Here is a 16,783-nt window from a genome sequence, read left to right on the forward strand (position 1 = left end):
TTAACCACAGCTACAATCAGCGGGTACTACCGAGATAATGAGATATTTTTTAACATCAAAAATTTTGAAATGGGAAGTTGGGACAGAAGTAGACTACAAACAGTGCCACCAACTATACGGTGGCAGCTTTGCCACTCATCCTGAAGTGCTGAATTTTCTACATTCCCGATTTGACTGTCAGCCACAATATTATGTGAGGCGTGATAATAACGGTAAGCTGCTCGGCTCCTATTGCACATGGCGAAGAAACCACCTTGCAGGGGATACAAAAGTCACAAAAATGTTAGATATGGAATATTATCCGTTCAATAAAGATGAGTTGATTTTACCCATACAAGATCAACTTAGCGTCATTATTCCAATAAAAAGTAAAATTCTGTCCCGAATAAATGCGAACGCAATACTTAATTCCTGCTTTAAAATGAATAGTCAAAGAGGAATTTGCATTGCAAAAGGATGTGGCAAAAACGGTTTTTCATCGTCCACAAAAAACAGCAGAAACAGGGAGCTAAAGCGGTTTATAAAGGCGGGAGGGGAGATAAAAGATCAATCTGAATTATCCCCGGAAGAACTGGTGTCACTTTATTTCGAACTATTCTTTAAGCGCTGGAACAAACACCATACCAATTACGATCAGCTTGTCGATATGTTAAAAAACCTGCGCTCCTTTTTCTTCGGCCACGTGCTTTTCATCGATGGTAAGCCGTGCGCATTTCAACTGATAATGAAAGCTGAAAGCCCTGAATGGATTAATTTTGATTACATTAATGGTGGTTACGATACTACACATAAATCGTTTTGCCCTGGAACCATTGTAACATGGCTCAACATTCAGTCCGCTTACTCATTATGTGAATCGCTTGGTAAAAAAATGCGTTATTCATTTGGTCGCCCTACTGCCGCCTATAAAAATAGATGGTGTGTGACTGAGCCAGTAGGGCGTATTCTTTCATTATGAGTTAACTATTCTGGTATTTTTGGCCACTCAGGTTTTGATGTGTCTACGCGACTAAGTAAGACTCGGTATTTACGCAATTCATCATAACGAGTCTTTTCTTCATCTGTGGCTATGCCTAAATCTACAGCATCAGATAACGGGGCTATTAAAACGGTAACCTCAGATAATCTACAAGATTTATCTAACTCAGCCGCTCGTACTGCCTCCGATCCTGATAAAACCCGTTTAACAATTTCATCATTAGCGTTAATCATCCATGTACCGTCATTCTGTAAACTATCAGGAACGCTCTCAGGTGCTATTTCTGTTACGTTAAAACCCATCGGAGTTAACATCGATACATCACGCTCAATCGATACAATGTTACTGTCATTATCAGTTGCTATTTTTAGCGTATCTGATTTAAATAATTTCTGTAATTCATACCAATCGTTACCATCGTCATCTTGTAAATAGCTAACCCCCAGACCGAATTTCGGATTTTCCGGCTGATAACTCTTCAAATTCTTTAGCTTAATCATACTGTCCCCGCATTAACCCATTGACCGTTAATTAAATATTGCAAGTGTGTATATGCTCCCCAGTAAGCGGGATTGTAGTTTGCACCGGACATCCCGTTATACACAGCACCCGAAGGCAAATCTATTCGACCTCCAGTATCAGCGATATTCACACGTCCAGCAAAACGAACACCGGACACAAAATTAGCGTACATCCAGCCGTTGATAGTCCCACCCCATACAGGCCCGGCTACCATGCCGTCATTTCTGAGATACGCATTTCCACCACCGGCATAAAGATGGTAAGCAGCATAAACGTGCGCCCCACATCTCAATGAGCCGGGTGCATGGTAATCGCCGTTTGTACTCCACGAAAACATAGTCCCCGTTCCGGAGCTGTTAATAATATGCAGCTTGAAATCCTGGCTGCCATCGCCACCATTAAGAACGCCAAATGTATATGTATATGCGCTATGGCCGGGAATATGAAACTGTTGTTTCACGACCGGCCAAAACTCACTATTTGGCGCGCGGGTTACCGTATTATAAAAAGGAGCTGCCGTGGCATATTGATAACCAAAACCGTTACTCTCCGTATACGTTGCTGATATCGCGCCACCATAATGCCCCCCCTTTGAGGCCGATACCGCATCAACATCAGAGGCAGATAAGGTTACAACCCCCTGCTTACCATTCACGGATACCACTTTGCTGTTTGCAGCAAGTAAAGCGGCATCTGCTTTGTCGCTAACCGCCTTAACCGCTTTTGGCGTTGCCGCCAAAGTTTCATTGTCAAAATTGGTTGAACTACTTAACTGCACAAGCCCTTTCTGCGTTGTCGTTCCATCAGGAACGCCGGATAGCTTACTGGCAGCAAGATCATAGGCAGTTTTAACCGCCTTTGAACTTGCTACCGTCACACTGGAGCTTGATGCCACGCTGTCAGATATCTGAGTCTTATCCACTTTACTGGCTAAATCGGCACTAATATCGGCCTTAAGTCCGTGCCAGCTACTACCCTCCGCTGGCTCGTCATTATTATTCGCGATCTTCGATTGCCACATCTTATTGTCGTGATAAACAAGTCCCATCAGGGGATAAGGCTTTCCCTCAATACTCCACTTAGCAGCCCCATAGACCTGCATTTCTCCGGTTGCCTCAGTAATATCATGAAAGACATCATTCATCTTCTCGCGTTCGATATCTTTCGCTGCCGGATCGGTAGTCTGGTCGCGCTCGTAGTCATACCCGTAGCCCTGGGTATAGGAAACGGAACCGTCCACTTGCGTTTCTACGGGTATGGAAACCCGATCCCCTTGTGTTGCAAAGGGGACTTTAAATACTTTAGTCATCAATTACGCTCCGAAGTTACTGCTATAGAAGTTTTTCCGTTTATCACCAAAACCAAACGACATCTTAGTCACAATACGGTATTTGACACCGACACCCGCCGGGCGCGGCATGAGGTCGAAGTTTTCAAGTAATAACCGGAGTTTCTCATCCGGGTTAAAATTGAAAACGTAATACATGTAAGTCATATCCAGCGGATCAAGCACAAAAACTTTGCTATCCCCTTGCCAGAAAAAGCGCTGCAGGAAGGCGTTGACATTGGTCACTGTCGGCGATGTCGTTAAATTAAAATGACGCATCCTCACTAACAGCCGTTTTTGGCTGGTTGTCAGGGATAATGTGAAGTCTGAATTACGCCTAAAGTTTGAGTTGTTGAAGTTAGCTTTATGGGCTCCGAAACCGAACCCTTTTTTAGTCCGGTCGCTGGCGGGAACATCGATACCGAGTGGCACATCTAATATTCTGGCCCACACCGACAAACCAAAATCGTTTGCGGTATTGATATCGAAAACATCACGGTACCAGTTAGTCCAGAACGCCGATGTACTTCGGTTAAAATACGCCTCTTTAAACCGGGCCAACTGCTGTAACCTCTCCGCCCCTTCATACTGCCAAAGAATGGCTTTTATCAGGTCAGAATGCAGGGTGATTTCTTGTATATTCATATGACAATCACCTGAACCGCGCTTTTATTCAGCCGCGCAACCTGATTGATTTTTATCGGTATCGTATCCGTTGACCAAATGGTGCCATCCGTTGATAACTCAACTCGAGTGACAAACAATCTCGGCTCAACAAAATTCACTGCTGCGGACAGCTCGAAAGGCGATACCTCCCGCCCCACTCTAAGACCGCCATCCCCTTCTATTTCCCCCTCAGTAAACTGTGATATTGCGTTAGGGATAATTGTCTGTGCGTCAAGTGCCGAACTTTTTACCGTCACGCGACAGAAAACGATTACCACCTCTGGCCGGTCAAAAGCAACGTCATACACCTGCCCGCTAATATTGTCAGTAACCGACACCGTGACATCGCCGTTATATCCCGCACCGATGGTTTTAGTCCGTAGTAACGACTGCGCAATGTCCGCCAGCTCACCGCCTTCCACACACACATAGATACTGTGAGGTTTAAGCGTAATACCATCAAATACAAGGGGAGCGTCTGAGTAATTCTCTCGATACGATAACGAGCGGACACCCTCAAGAGCATATAAAGAACTGGTGATGGCTTCGCTGACACTAACAGTATTTAGCGCTAAGGTTTGCGCCCGGCGACGGCGGGCACTGACATCTGACTCGGTAACGCGCCCGACAGCCGCATCAGTAGGATTAACAACCGTTTCCCACCCAAGCACGGAACTTGCGACTTTTGTCAGTTCACCCGCGAGGCAGGTTACCGCACCGGTATTGAGTGCCCGCATGCTTCCGGTTGTTCGTCCATCGCCTCCCAACCTCAGAACGGCAGTGGTGACAAATTTATCGCCTGAGACCGTTTCAGCGATTGAACCGGTGGGAATTATCGTATCCGGTACACCGGTAAAAATAACCCCGGAGAGAGACGAATGTGTAGCACCTGACCGGGCACCGCCCATCAGAGACCACAGACCATCAAGGAAAATCCCACCAGCAATATCGGGGTTAATCTGATTGGCCAGTTCCGCATTATTCCGGACAAGCGCGTCCCTGTTCTCTATTTCCATGGTCACTAACACGCCTTGCGGCGTTTCAGGGGACAAATCGATACTTTGACCGAATACCGCCCGGTATTCTGCTTCAACTTGCGTTCGTATTTCGGCAGTATCAGGCACGATCACACCGGTAGAATTAATATATCTATAATCGGGCATTGGTCACCTCTGTCGTTCCGTATTGCGTCCTGATAATCGCTTCATATTTCACGGTATTGTCTATAACTTCCGCGCTGAATGAAACGACCTCCAGCACTTCGGGGATCTCTCGCATGCGTTCACGAAATGAGGATTCAAACAGGGCCAAGTCCACATTAGGACAAAAAACGCTATTCCAGAACGGGATCCCTTTATCCCGCTTATGAAGCATTTCCCCGCGTTTAGCCAGGGCGTAATGCTCACATAATCGCAATGTTGCCTGCTCATCCCGACATATCGATAAATTACCGTCACGCCCGATAAACAGGTCATTATTTGCGTCTACATCAAATGTCATCATATGGGTACCCCTGATGTATCGCTTCCGTGTTGAACACCGTTATGCTGATGATCTGAACCAATGTTTTTCCCGTTGTGCCGCATTGAGCCGCCACTTGATTCACTGTTGCCATTTACGGCATGGTTACCGTTAATCGTGACGTTACCGGTGTAAATAGTTTCCTCTGCGTTAACTTCAAACTTGGGCGTATCGAGTACCGCTTTATCTGAATGCAGCGAAAAACAAACCGTGCCGTCCATCGACTGGATCACCAACGCATCAATGTTTTTACCATCGATAACCCATTCTTTTAAGGTGTCAGGGAAAAACATGGCATCGCTAAACGAATGTAATCGCTCAGTATTAGGCCAGTCCTCCAGCCCGCCACGCTGGAATATCAGGCTGATATCGCGATCGTTGGCTTTTAACCAGCCAAAATCACCCGGTTTAATGGGTGCCCGGATAAAGAAACCGCCCCCACCGAACCGGAACACCGGTATATTAGCGACCGCCCCGCGGCTGATTTTTTGGCCTTCCGTGGTACCCATCATCACCAACGGTTTAATCACCGCTCGATTACTGACATCGTCATAGCTCACGACGCTGGCCGGAAGCATATCTTCCATTTCCATCATTATGCTTTTCAGCGCATGGTTAAGCTGACCCGCAAGGCTCCCCTCACTGGCCGGATCGTCATTAGGTTTATTCATGGTTATGCTCGTTTACAGGTAGCCTGGTAAAAAAAGGGTTCATCGTGGGAGGCAATATCAAACTTCAATTGCTCAATGATATAGTCGCCATTCAGGGATTTATTGACCTTACTATCGAGTCGAAGCATCCCACCCAGCACCGATTCACCATCAATCAGAAACCGGACGTCTAACCCCTTCTCTGTGGCCTTCGGTATGCCAACCATGCCGGTATTCATTGAAAGTAGGCGGATACGTCCGCTTAGGGCTTTATCGCTGTCTTTAACGAGCAGTACATCATCATCGATAAACGCCTTAACGCCCCCGGCTTCCTGCAGGCGGTTGACTTGTTTGAGCGCGGCGCCGCAAAAATACCAGTTGGCAATATTTTTATCGGTTGCCTGAAAATCCAATTTCACTTTGCAGGCGTCTGCTACGGTCTGAGCCAGTTCACTGAGCTTTTGCATAGCCTGACCGGAGGATGAAACAACATCCATTGCACTGGAGTTATTGGTCTTTGCCTTGATGGTTAATGTGACGTCTGGCGGGGAGGCTATTTCCGCGCTGACAATATCACCGATAAATACCGTGAATACGCCAGAGCTAACCCGACCCGCTTCCAGCACGATCCGTCGGGGCTGTTTGTTACCGTTGTATGGGCTGGTTTCAGTCAGTATAAAATCACGAGTCTCAGCATTGAGGCCGTCAATCGTGACACTGCACTCGTTTTGTAACGGGTTAGCATACTTTGTGCCGCTGGCCTTGATCCGCATCCCTTCATACCAGTTCATTTTCCCGTTAACTTCTAACCCTAACCTTACTCGCCTTAAATCAATCACTGTCATCACTCCAGTAAATAAGTACCTGATTCGTGTTGAAACTCTCCCACCACGGTAAATCATCATTTTCGGTCAGAATGGCAAAGTTACGGCCGGAACTCAGGTACGCAGAGGGGATAATCGGCGCGTTGGCAACAATGCGGGTACCGCGAACCAAATATTCATCATTTAGCATGACGTCACAGACCATCATTCCCCGCGCTTGCTTGATCGTGAGTTCCCATCGTTGATCATCAAGCGTGACCGTCAGACGCTGGTTAGGGGTGCTGTTCAGTTCGATTGTTCTCACGTTAATCCCCCTTAGACCAGTCTTCTATTTTGGTTAATACCGAGCCTTTACGCTGCGTTTTCTCGTCAGCTTCTTGGGTTTGCACTTTTCCGCGGTTGACGGTACCGGATTGCTCCTTTTTCTCTACCTTACGCGGCGGAAGTTCACCGTATTCGGGCTCTACCATCCGCCACTCAGCAAACCGGAGTGATAGCTTGATGGCATCCAGCATTTCGGCTGACTCATCATGATAGAAATTGACCAGCAACATCGGGGAGTACGTGCGAACCCGCGTCTGTATCCCTAATAACTGATGGTTGTCGTAAGCCTGCCGGATGGACTCATAAGCATTCTTCATATCACCGGTAAGTAATAACTCCATCCCGATTTCGATTGCTTCGATAACAACGTGATCGCTTCGGGTTTCACCGTTCTCTACCTGAAACTTTGTAGCCTTATGCTCATCCCTGACGTTGACCTGCATCGGGCTGGCAGAGGCAAATAGGGTACTAAAAGACTCAATGTCAAAAATCTTCACATCAGTGATCATCGTGATACCCCCGTCGCGCTCTGCTGGCCTAAATCTTTGAGTTGAGCGCTCAATTCGCCTTTAACATCCCCGCTAATACCTTGAGCGTCCTCCGCCTTAGTGTTAATGATGATATCGCCGGTCTGTACGTTGGTTTCATTGGTCTGGTTTGACTGGTTAGAAATGGCGCTACTGGTGACCGGGTTCATGGGATTACCGGCCATATTAACCAACCCCATATTGAGCGCTTTTATCTGGCTATCTACCGTTGCTGTCTCACGCTTTGTCTGCTCCGGCGTGACAGGCTTGCTAATATTTCCGCTCTCATCAACAGACCGGATAACGTTCTCATTAACCGTGACGTCTTCATCACCGAAGCCAAAGAAACTTTTAGCAGAATTAAGGCCGCTTTTGACCGCATCAATCCCTTTAGTAATGAAGCCGATAACTTTTTCTACCTGTTCCCACATCCACTGAAACACGCTAACCACGGATTTAGACACGCTATCAAACACTCCGCGGAAGTCATCACCCCATTTCGCCAGCAGCTTAATAACGCCCCATAGCCAGTTAAAAAAGGCTTCCTGCTTTTCTTGCATCACGTCATACGCAGCGACAAGAACATCCGCAACCACCCCGACAACTCCCATGATGAAGTCAAACAAGGTTTTAAAGACGTCGAACAACGCCATGATGACTTTTTCAAGCATCGGGTACTTTTCGAATAAGCGCCCGATCATCGAATCGTTGCCCTCGATAAAGTTCATGATGTCGTCATAGACTAATGCGAACGCCGCAGCCAGTGCCGCAATAATGGCGATAATGAGTAATATCGGCCACGTAGCCGCAAGCGTCGCGGCGGCGGCGGACAGCATCGGCGGAACGTAATATGCCAATATGGCCGCGCCAATAACCGTGAAGAATCCAACAATAAAATGCCTGTTTTCCTTAGCAAACTGAACCAGCTTACTAAGCCACTCGACGGCAACCGTTAGCACAGGGATAACCGCATTCATGAAATCACGGGACAGGCTGTCAGTGGCGTTACTTAGCCCGCCTAATGCAGCTTTTAATGCTATCGCCTTTTCTACGCTCTCTTTCGTGATGACACCCTGCTCTTTTTGTATTTTAAGTAATCGCTCAAGCTCTTTACGCCCTTTCAACACCATTTCAACAGTACGGTTATCAGTGACACCCAGCTCTTTAATCCGAAATATGGCCTCTTCTTTGCTCATGGATTTAACGGAGTCTGCCAGACGTAACATGCCTTCTACTGCATCAATAGATTGTCCCTTTACATCTTTAAGCGATATCCCTAACTTTTTGAATGTCTTTGCCCTGCCTGATTCCACATCCTGTAATGCTTCACCAATAGACTCAGCCATATCAGTTAGAGAATCACGAGCACCCTCGGCATCACCACCCAATGCAACGGCTGCTTTGCCGAAAGCATCCAGCTCCTCAACAGCTACCCCCAAACTATCAGCAGTTTGAGCAAGAGCACTCACGTCATTCGCTTCTGAAATTGCATTACTGACTAAAGCCCCGACAGATAGCGCTATCCCCAATGCACCAAGCGCCCGCTTGGCAAAGCCGGATACAATCTTTTCCCCTTTCTGAAAGGTTTCATTGCTCTTTTTAGTGCTTTCATCCAATTTTTTGGTCGCGTCTGCTGCTGCTTTGACTTCCTTCTCCAGCTCGCCTGTAGCCTTCGCAGCGTCCTTTATCCGTCCGGTTAAAGCGTCAACACTGCCATCTACGCCGGACTCGATAAAGGCATCCCCCATTGCATCTAACAAATCACCAAACCCTGCCGTGGAATTCATCACGGTTTTATTGGCCATTTTCATAGAATTAATGATGTCATCCGTCGATTTACGGGTATCATCAAAGCCTTGCTTCATGCGTGAGGTATCGGCTTCAAATACCGTAACGAAAGTATCTAAAAGTGACATAAACTATCCTTTATTGGCTGGCCAACGCCTCGTTGTAACGGTTAGTGATAGCGATTTCCCACAGGTCCATTGCATCTTCGAGATCTACGGACGTTTGGAGGTCTTTGAGGCTGGCGAATTTTGCGGTAATGATGACGGCAAGGAATCCATCAGCGTTTTTATAATCGACGGGAGCGAACCGCTGACCTTTTGCAGCAGGTAACGCAGGAAACCTGGGCTCCCGTCTTTCCCGAAAAAACTGGTGTTGTACTTCAACATTTCGATTTCAAGCCGAATTAAGGCTTCACCATCCGGAACGTGGTTATCGATTAAGGTCTGCGTCTTGAGTGCAATTTCATTGCCTTCAATATCAACGGCAACATACCGCATCATTTTGAGCATCGCTTCGTGGCTGACATCGTAGTCACCAATTTTAGGCGCATTAGAGAGTGGGTATTTAGCAAGAATTTCACGCCCGACAGTGGCCGGTAGACGGCTGATGATAAACGGGTATTCATTTTTATCGGCGTCAGTGACTGTAATTGCTTTTGGTTTAATCAGATCCATGTGTTACCTCAAAAAAAAAGGCGGGAAACCCCGCCCTTAGATGCTTACTTAGCGCGGGTGCGGTCAAAATCCTGAGCCACAAACGTATAGGGTTTGGATTTAAGTCGCCCGGCACTGGCGACCGAATTACCCCGACTGCCGTTAGTCAATTTTGCGTTTCGTGCGGTCATTGTTGAACCATCGCCATAAGTCGCAACGACAGTAATAACGTCCCCCGCATGGCGGCGACCGCGTTTGGCGGTATTCGCTTCCAGCAAAATAGACAGATTTTCATCTTCTTCGCTGCCGGGTAGTACGTTAATGGTAAATGCCTGCGGCGTTGGCGTAGACCATGACACCATATTCCCGTTAACGTCAGAACCGGTTGCGGCAATATCCACGGCGGGCAGATCAAACGGATCCGCATCATCTGCAAAGGTATTCACCAGAATGCCTGACGGGAATGTTTTTGTTGCTTTGACAACGAGGCCAAAACCCGTTGCTGATACATCATTCATATTTTCACCTTAAACAAGATTATGAGAGCCTTCGACCTTACGCACCCAATCACCTTTACCGTAAATGAGTATGTATTTCATGACGTATTCAGGGAGCATCGACTCACCTGTATTTTCAACAATCTGGACGTCATACCAGTAACCTTTATCCTGCACGTCAAACCACGCCAAATCGTCGCCGGACGCGTCCGCAATGGCGATTTGTTGGTTAACAGTGATGGTCTTACCAGGTAGAATGGTGCCGTTATCTAGCGCCCTGGTTACCGTATCCGCGATAATCATTCGCGCCCGCGCTTCGCCGTCTTGGTTTGCCGGTATGCCGCGGGTAGCGAGTTGCAACGTAAACCATTGCTGAGTGATGTAGGCTTTTAGCCATTGCTCATTAGCATGGACACTCATATCCAACGGATTTGAAGAGCCGCCGCACAGGAAACCACGCTGATAAAACTTGATGACCGAACCGGCCACCGCGGTTTCACCATAATAGTTAACGCGTAACTTATCCATGTTGTCAGCGTCCATGTCTGTACTGACTTGCGACGGGAACGTTACCCCAAACTGACGATACATATAGTTAGTGGTCGCGTTAGTCCGGTCGTAGTCCGTTGCAGCCATGACCGCCATCGGGAGCGCTTGAGCGAAAAATCCTGCGTCGGTATAAAGGTTTAACCCTGTTGACGCCGTACCGATTAATGCGGCGCTGTAATCCTCGGCATTTTCGAGCGTGGTCATCAGATGAAGCTGATATTTTACATTCTCACCGGCAACATACTCGGCAAGCTCAACCGCCTGGCTAAGCGCCAGTTCGGTTAAGAACGTCGCGCTGCCGAATGAATCACTCACTTTCTCAGCGGCTATAAAAGCATTAAGCGGAGATTGTGAAGAGTTACCACTTGAGGTGATGCCGGACGACAACCCCATTAAGTCGGATAACTCAGAGAATAAAACGGAGATAGTCGCCTGTTCCTGAACGCCACCCATTAAGGTGAACGCAGAACTTAAAGAATCAAAAGTGATATAGCCCGTTTTAAACTGCGGTTCGGGTTGAGCATTCATCTTAGCCTGCACAATTGATGCGACATCGGCATATGAGGTAGCACTGGTTAAATCAATCGCTGACAGGGTTTTATTCACACCACCAATAGTCAGGATCAGACTGCCATTCGACACAGCCTGTAAATCCGCAAGCGAACCGGCTCTGACACCAAAAATCGTCGGATTGCGGCCTACTGGCTCATACGATGCAATTTGTAACTCGCGGGGTTTATTGACTGGCGCAGGACTAACATAACTAAAATACTGCCGGGCAAATTTTGCTTCGGGAGAATCCGTACCGAGTAGTTCATCAACCTGACCGGAGGAAAATTCCAGAACTTTACCTGCGGGAATTCGAGGATCAGTCGAGAATATCCGCGCGGTGAGTTTTCGCATCGGTACCGCCGTTGCTCCAATAACCGCACTGGCAATATCGACGTAACGATTTTGCTTCATTGACATAAATGAATACCTATATCTGTTTAATTTGATGGGTAATAACGCGTATAACAGGCGTTTTTGGTTTGATAGAACGATCGAAGGTCACGTTAAAATCAAAAGAGGGGTTCATTTCATAGTCGCCGCGGTCATTCTCAAAAAACGGCGTTCGCACAACGCCCGCACGTTGGATACCAACGCCGGATTTCTTTAGTGCTTCAACAAAAGGGAGCGAATTAACAATCATTCGGACAGTTGCAGTTAAATCTAACGCGGTTAAATCTGATGAATCGTCGTAAAAACCTTGTACCTGAATGGTTTTCTCGGCTTTCTGCACTTCGACATGATTAGCGTTATCACCTATCGGGTTATACCGACGCCCTTGCCATCCATGCCCGCCTTCAACAGCGTTAAAAAACATCACAAATCTGTTTTCTCTGCCTGCTTTCTTAGATTGATAACCTGCAATAACGGGAACAATTATATTTTGTTCCGTCAACTGCTTAAGTATCTGTTTACGCAGCGCGGTATTGACTTCGTTATCCGTCATCGTCACCTGCCTCTATGCAAACAAGCCCCTTCCAGCCATCCTGAACGTACCAATCCGCATCGCCGACAACTTCATAGCGCTTACCATTGAAAACTACGTAGTCAGGCGCTTTTCCACGGTTAACACCCTGTATATAATGTGAGGTGTATAGCTGGCGGTATACTTTCGCCAAATCTAACCCCATATTTTTAATATCCTGAGTATCGACCGCTTGCCAGCTTCCTGATATCAGCACAGGTTCTTTGTAACGGTTAATCCATTTACCTAAGTCATCCGCTTCTCTGTCCTGAAACTGGTACCATTGCGCCTTTTGCTGCGGGATAACTTTTGCCGCGATATTGAGTAGATTTCCAAACATTATTTATCCTCCACAACACTGGTCACGGCCTGCAACATTAATCCGGAATACACCAGAGGTTTGGCGGTCGCTTTGCCTTTGCTGTGCTTTCTCGCTCTGGCCGCAACGGTCGCCGGTTTTAGCGCTGGCGTTGTTACTGCTTGAATACCGAGCTGAATATCTCCTGCAGCAACTTGACCGATAATCGCTAATCCTGAGGTAACATCTGATTCACCGCTTAACGCTTTTTTCGCAGCACTACCGAAGCCGTTAGCGTATTTGCGCTGATTATCATTCACTGATGGGCGCATAAACGGTCTGGGAGGAATTCCCCCCGCCGGATGACCCAGTTCCTGAATGGCGGCAACATAAGCAATCGGTGTATCGTCTGGATATTTCGAGTGTTCAAAAAAGCCGACTTTGATTTGCTTTTTACCTAGCTCATCAAAGACGGCCGCGAGCCTTGCCAATTTATCCGTCATCGTATTCGCCCCCTGTTAGGAAAACGGCCTCCGACGCTTCGAAACGCGGAACGTTCAGACATAGAGCCAACATAGAAAGGCACGCCGCCACAGCGTTGTACTAAAGCCAGATATTCCATGCCGTGCGGCGATAAGTTATACCAGTGCGCAGCGTTTGAACTGGTTGGGGGGGCAGTGAATGACACACTCACCTTATCGATAGAAGCACTGGCAATTGCGCCCGGTGCCGCCATACCCTGTTCAGCTTCGTTACGCAGATAAAGCATGTGAGCAACAACAAGCATCCACAATTGGTTAGTACACACCCCCTTACACGGTGAAAAATAACACCTGGCCTTCTCTGCTATCACATAAACCACATCGTTTCCGATGCTGGCATATAGTGGATATAGAGTACGAAATGACGTGATCGGGAAGGTGTCTGTGCTCATTATTTTTTCGCCTTGCCGGTCTTTGGTACTGTCTTACCTTCCGCCTCTAAAGACTCTGGCGTATCCGGCGCAGACTGATCGCTGGCCATCATATTTGTGGCGACTTTTTCCGGATCGTCTTTACGCTGATCAACATGGATAAAGCCATTTTGGACATGCAACTTAAAGACGTGATTATCTTTTAGCTGTGCGTACTCCTCCGGAGAGATCGGCGTGACGATACCGCGAGGGGTTAACATGTACTTGTCAGCAATATTTGCTTTGCCCGCGATGAAAACAGTACCGTTCTTCACGGCATAACGCTGATCGTTCGATAAGGTGCTATAAACGTATAATTTCATTTAATACTCCAACAAAAAGCCCCCGAACAGGGGGCTATGCATCAAATACCGGTTAGTCGAGTCATCGCCCACGGACGGGTAACAAATACGCCAGCGGTCGCGTTCGTCGCATCTTCCAGATAACCTTTAATTTGGTTTTCTGAACCCAGTAATTGGTATTTTACTGGCACGACTTGCAGGATAGTGGCACTGGTTGCGGTAGAGCCATCATCAACACTGTCCGCAAACATGTAAGTTACATCAGCACCACCATTAGCACCTTTGAATTCAGGAGAGAAAACAAAGCGCAAGTTTGGATAGTTTTCACTGACCCATTGCTTAACCGTCTCTCCTTTCGCTACCGAATTGGCCTTACTCAATACTGATCGATAGCCCAACGGAAGAACCTGAGTCAGGTTGGTGCTATCTTGAATGATACCGCCGGAAGCCAGTTCAATACGGGAGAACATACTGTTAATATCCCCGGTGATCTGCTCAAACGTTGCCGTTAACCACTTTGCTTTAGCCGTTTCATACGCCGGTAAGTTCGGATCGTTTAACAAACCGAATATGCGAGTATCAGGCCCGTTAAAACCAAAGTAGCCGACACGTTCACGGGAGGATTCTAATGATTCAGCCGCCGCATTACGCTTCTCTGCAGCCGCTTCAAAGCCCGCCGCGCTCTGGCGCGCTTCTTCCAGCTTACCGACCTGAAAACCTTGCTCAAATCGCACGATGCCACGTTTTTCCAGATCCTGCATATACGATGCAAGAGGAATATTACTGTTATCGCCGTACAGTTCCGCTGTTCCGGTAGGTGTCGCTACGTTCAGAATGATTTCTTCATCGTGCCATTCGCCCGCATTCATCACGCCGGTGATTTCATCTAAAACGCGAACGCGGGTTGCGGTACGGATTAAGCCGGGTAACACATGCTGCAGCATTTCACGATGGATCAAACCACCGTTCATTGCGGGCCCGGTTAATGCAGAGTCCATTGCATCCAGACCACCAAAGCCGATCTGCGCCATTTCGTCGTACGTCCATTTATGATTACCTTTGGAAACATCCAGAGGACCGCGCTGACGAATTTCACGGCCAGACATATAAAACTTTTCTTTACTCATCGCCATGATTATTCACCTTCAGTCGTAGCGGTTGGAAAGGGGATTTCAGTCAGTCGGATAGCACACAGCAAAGGCGTTTCTACCGACTCAAGATGACGGGTAACAAAACCGATCACCTTGTCACCTACAGCAATACTTTCTTTGGCTTCCAGTTCGCCAACGGCGTTATACACCACGGGGGCATTGATTTTTTTCACACCGGCGGACAGCTTAACGAAAACCTCCCCCATAGAGAGAAACTCGCCTACCGTACCATTTCGGGCGTACTCTTCTTCGATTCGGTACGCTTTGGGGTTAATCATAATCCCCGCAAACGAACCCTCGCCCCCTGCTTCAACGGTGCCGGATGCATCTTCTACGTGGGTAAATACTCGACCGAAAAGGTTTTCTTTTTCATCCGCTGAGTCCAGAACGGCAGTTAGCACGCGGGTTGGGCCATGATGAGAAATTTCACCAATGACACCACCGATTAATCCGGTCGACACGGTTTTAGGAATAGCCATTATTTCGTACCCCATTTTTCTTTGATGGATGACTGACCAACGGCTGAGTCCATCGCAGCCCGTGGTTGTTGTGAATCCGGTGTGCGACCTTGCATCCAGACATCTAGCGCGACGGTCTCAGAACCTTTCGGGCATTGGATACCTAGCTTTTCAACGCCGTACTCTGCGACTTGCTGATGCGTCATGGTGGCGCTATCAAACGTACCGATAAAATTACTGACCTTTTTAGCCAGTTCGTCACGCCCTGCCAGTTGCTTGATCAGCTCACCAGTGTCCATTGTTGGTTTGTCCTTTTCCAGCCGGGCGACTTTGCGCTTTAAGACTGAAATGGTGTCCATCGTGCCAATACCTTTACGCAGGTGTTTTAGACGACGACATAAGCTGTCAGTTGTGGCTTGCGCTAATTCTTCTTTGGCTTCTTCCACTGCGGTTTCAGCAGCTTCGATAGCGATTTCTGCCTTTTCAACCGCTTCGGCCTCACCACTTTCCGCCGCTTCCGTTGCAACTTCTGCGGCTTCTACCGCCGCCTCGGCTGCTTCTTCCACATCGTCGGTAGTGTTCTCTTCTTTAGTCTTATCACCTTCAGCTGCAGGTGTGTCGTCAGTCGTCGGGCTGGCACTTGTTACCTCGACAATCAGCGCTTTAATCTGAGCTAATTGCTCAGGGGTAAAGCCGCCTTCATCTTGGGTTGGTTTGTCTTTCTCTGCTTCGCTCATACTTACTAGCTCCATCGTATCGATAGTAATGATGTTGTGGTCTTGCACAGAGACATCTGGGCCTGTTCGCCCCTCGTCTACCAATGCAAGGTGGTTGCCCCTTAAATCTCTCTGGATAACATCGTAGTGCTCACCCTCAAAATTTCCAGATATGAACTCATAGCGGCTTCGATATCCGGGGGAAAGGTCTATTTTCCCGCCATCGATAAGATTCAAGGCGGCGTTTGATAACACTTTCAGATTGCCGCGAAGGTAAGGGGGATCGAAATAGACTTGTTCGCCTATCATCCCCTGTACACCTTTGCGCTCTGCTGGCGTTGCGTTTTTCCCTATCATTTCGTGCTCATCAATGAAGGGGAGCAACTTAAAGGAATTAATCGTCTCTGGTTTTTCCAGCTCTTCCGCTGGACGGTAGACCATATAGACCTTGTTTGGCTCAGGTGCGCCTATCTCTTTGCCAAGATAGGGAAATACCCCGACTTTGGTGATCGGGTTATCCTTGACCTCAAGCCATCCGTTATTGTCATACTGACGTTTAGTCATGT

22 protein-coding genes are annotated in these 16,783 nt (G+C 47.6%); 1 reads left to right on the forward strand and 21 read right to left on the reverse strand.

Annotated elements, in window-relative coordinates:
* Positions 1–37: 37 nt before the first annotated feature.
* A complete protein-coding gene (locus GOL65_RS08035; protein WP_179038222.1) occupies positions 38–958 on the forward strand; it encodes a GNAT family N-acetyltransferase in 921 nt (306 codons plus the stop codon).
* Between the two features lie 5 nt (positions 959–963).
* Here the strand turns inward: GOL65_RS08035 and GOL65_RS08040 are convergent, their stop codons facing one another.
* The 21 genes from GOL65_RS08040 to GOL65_RS08140 all read right to left on the reverse strand — a co-directional run bounded on the left by GOL65_RS08040 (position 964) and on the right by GOL65_RS08140 (position 16,781).
* Positions 964–1,479 carry a tail fiber assembly protein gene (locus GOL65_RS08040; protein WP_179038223.1) on the reverse strand — a complete coding sequence of 172 codons (516 nt, stop codon included), beginning with the start codon at positions 1,477–1,479 and terminating at the stop codon, positions 964–966.
* Complete coding sequence (locus GOL65_RS08045) at positions 1,476–2,810, reverse strand: phage tail protein (RefSeq protein ID WP_179038224.1); 1,335 nt, start codon at positions 2,808–2,810, stop codon at positions 1,476–1,478. Before GOL65_RS08045 ends, GOL65_RS08040 begins: the two co-directional genes overlap by 4 nt.
* A 3-nt stretch (positions 2,811–2,813) precedes the next feature.
* Complete coding sequence (locus tag GOL65_RS08050; RefSeq protein ID WP_179038225.1) at positions 2,814–3,473, reverse strand: DUF2612 domain-containing protein; 660 nt, start codon at positions 3,471–3,473, stop codon at positions 2,814–2,816.
* The gene (locus tag GOL65_RS08055; protein ID WP_179038226.1) at positions 3,470–4,657 is read right to left on the reverse strand and encodes a baseplate J/gp47 family protein; all 1,188 of its coding nucleotides are present in this window, start codon (positions 4,655–4,657) and stop codon (positions 3,470–3,472) included. The genes GOL65_RS08050 and GOL65_RS08055 overlap by 4 nt, the downstream gene beginning before the upstream one ends.
* A complete protein-coding gene (locus GOL65_RS08060; protein WP_179038227.1) occupies positions 4,644–4,997 on the reverse strand; it encodes a hypothetical protein in 354 nt (117 codons plus the stop codon). Before GOL65_RS08060 ends, GOL65_RS08055 begins: the two co-directional genes overlap by 14 nt.
* Positions 4,994–5,686: a Gp138 family membrane-puncturing spike protein gene (locus tag GOL65_RS08065; protein WP_179038228.1), complete on the reverse strand. Its 693-nt coding sequence runs from the start codon at positions 5,684–5,686 to the stop codon at positions 4,994–4,996. Before GOL65_RS08065 ends, GOL65_RS08060 begins: the two co-directional genes overlap by 4 nt.
* A gap of 2 nt (positions 5,687–5,688) precedes the next feature.
* Positions 5,689–6,504: a baseplate hub protein gene (locus tag GOL65_RS08070; protein ID WP_179038376.1), complete on the reverse strand. Its 816-nt coding sequence runs from the start codon at positions 6,502–6,504 to the stop codon at positions 5,689–5,691.
* Positions 6,497–6,793 (reverse strand): phage baseplate plug family protein, encoded by a 297-nt coding sequence (locus tag GOL65_RS08075; RefSeq protein ID WP_179038229.1) that lies wholly within the window; start codon positions 6,791–6,793, stop codon positions 6,497–6,499. Before GOL65_RS08075 ends, GOL65_RS08070 begins: the two co-directional genes overlap by 8 nt.
* A gap of 1 nt (position 6,794) precedes the next feature.
* A complete protein-coding gene (locus GOL65_RS08080) occupies positions 6,795–7,322 on the reverse strand; it encodes a phage baseplate protein (protein ID WP_179038230.1) in 528 nt (175 codons plus the stop codon).
* Positions 7,319–9,256, reverse strand: coding sequence for a phage tail tape measure protein (locus GOL65_RS08085; protein WP_179038231.1), 1,938 nt, complete (start codon positions 9,254–9,256; stop codon positions 7,319–7,321). The genes GOL65_RS08080 and GOL65_RS08085 overlap by 4 nt, the downstream gene beginning before the upstream one ends.
* 84 nt (positions 9,257–9,340) lie before the next feature.
* Positions 9,341–9,802 (reverse strand): hypothetical protein, encoded by a 462-nt coding sequence (locus tag GOL65_RS08090; RefSeq protein ID WP_179038232.1) that lies wholly within the window; start codon positions 9,800–9,802, stop codon positions 9,341–9,343.
* A 44-nt stretch (positions 9,803–9,846) separates the two neighbouring features.
* On the reverse strand, positions 9,847–10,299 hold the full coding sequence (locus GOL65_RS08095; protein ID WP_179038233.1) for a phage tail fiber protein: 453 nt from the start codon (positions 10,297–10,299) through the stop codon (positions 9,847–9,849).
* A 9-nt stretch (positions 10,300–10,308) separates the two neighbouring features.
* Positions 10,309–11,796, reverse strand: coding sequence for a DUF3383 domain-containing protein (locus GOL65_RS08100; RefSeq protein WP_179038234.1), 1,488 nt, complete (start codon positions 11,794–11,796; stop codon positions 10,309–10,311).
* A 10-nt stretch (positions 11,797–11,806) separates the two neighbouring features.
* Positions 11,807–12,322: a phage gateway protein gene (locus tag GOL65_RS08105; protein ID WP_179038235.1), complete on the reverse strand. Its 516-nt coding sequence runs from the start codon at positions 12,320–12,322 to the stop codon at positions 11,807–11,809.
* The gene (locus GOL65_RS08110; protein WP_179038236.1) at positions 12,312–12,680 is read right to left on the reverse strand and encodes a phage collar protein; all 369 of its coding nucleotides are present in this window, start codon (positions 12,678–12,680) and stop codon (positions 12,312–12,314) included. Before GOL65_RS08110 ends, GOL65_RS08105 begins: the two co-directional genes overlap by 11 nt.
* The gene (locus GOL65_RS08115) at positions 12,680–13,141 is read right to left on the reverse strand and encodes a hypothetical protein (RefSeq protein WP_179038237.1); all 462 of its coding nucleotides are present in this window, start codon (positions 13,139–13,141) and stop codon (positions 12,680–12,682) included. The genes GOL65_RS08110 and GOL65_RS08115 overlap by 1 nt, the downstream gene beginning before the upstream one ends.
* Positions 13,138–13,572 (reverse strand): DUF4054 domain-containing protein, encoded by a 435-nt coding sequence (locus GOL65_RS08120; protein ID WP_179038238.1) that lies wholly within the window; start codon positions 13,570–13,572, stop codon positions 13,138–13,140. Before GOL65_RS08120 ends, GOL65_RS08115 begins: the two co-directional genes overlap by 4 nt.
* Positions 13,572–13,913 (reverse strand): hypothetical protein, encoded by a 342-nt coding sequence (locus tag GOL65_RS08125; protein ID WP_179038239.1) that lies wholly within the window; start codon positions 13,911–13,913, stop codon positions 13,572–13,574. The genes GOL65_RS08120 and GOL65_RS08125 overlap by 1 nt, the downstream gene beginning before the upstream one ends.
* A gap of 41 nt (positions 13,914–13,954) precedes the next feature.
* Positions 13,955–15,025 carry a major capsid family protein gene (locus tag GOL65_RS08130; protein ID WP_179038240.1) on the reverse strand — a complete coding sequence of 357 codons (1,071 nt, stop codon included), beginning with the start codon at positions 15,023–15,025 and terminating at the stop codon, positions 13,955–13,957.
* A gap of 2 nt (positions 15,026–15,027) precedes the next feature.
* Positions 15,028–15,522 (reverse strand): structural cement protein Gp24, encoded by a 495-nt coding sequence (locus GOL65_RS08135; RefSeq protein ID WP_179038241.1) that lies wholly within the window; start codon positions 15,520–15,522, stop codon positions 15,028–15,030.
* Positions 15,522–16,781 (reverse strand): DUF2213 domain-containing protein, encoded by a 1,260-nt coding sequence (locus GOL65_RS08140; protein ID WP_179038242.1) that lies wholly within the window; start codon positions 16,779–16,781, stop codon positions 15,522–15,524. Before GOL65_RS08140 ends, GOL65_RS08135 begins: the two co-directional genes overlap by 1 nt.
* Positions 16,782–16,783: the final 2 nt, after the last annotated feature.

Source organism: Limnobaculum xujianqingii (genome assembly GCF_013394855.1).
In the GTDB taxonomy this organism is placed as follows: Bacteria; Pseudomonadota; Gammaproteobacteria; order Enterobacterales; family Enterobacteriaceae; genus Limnobaculum; species Limnobaculum xujianqingii.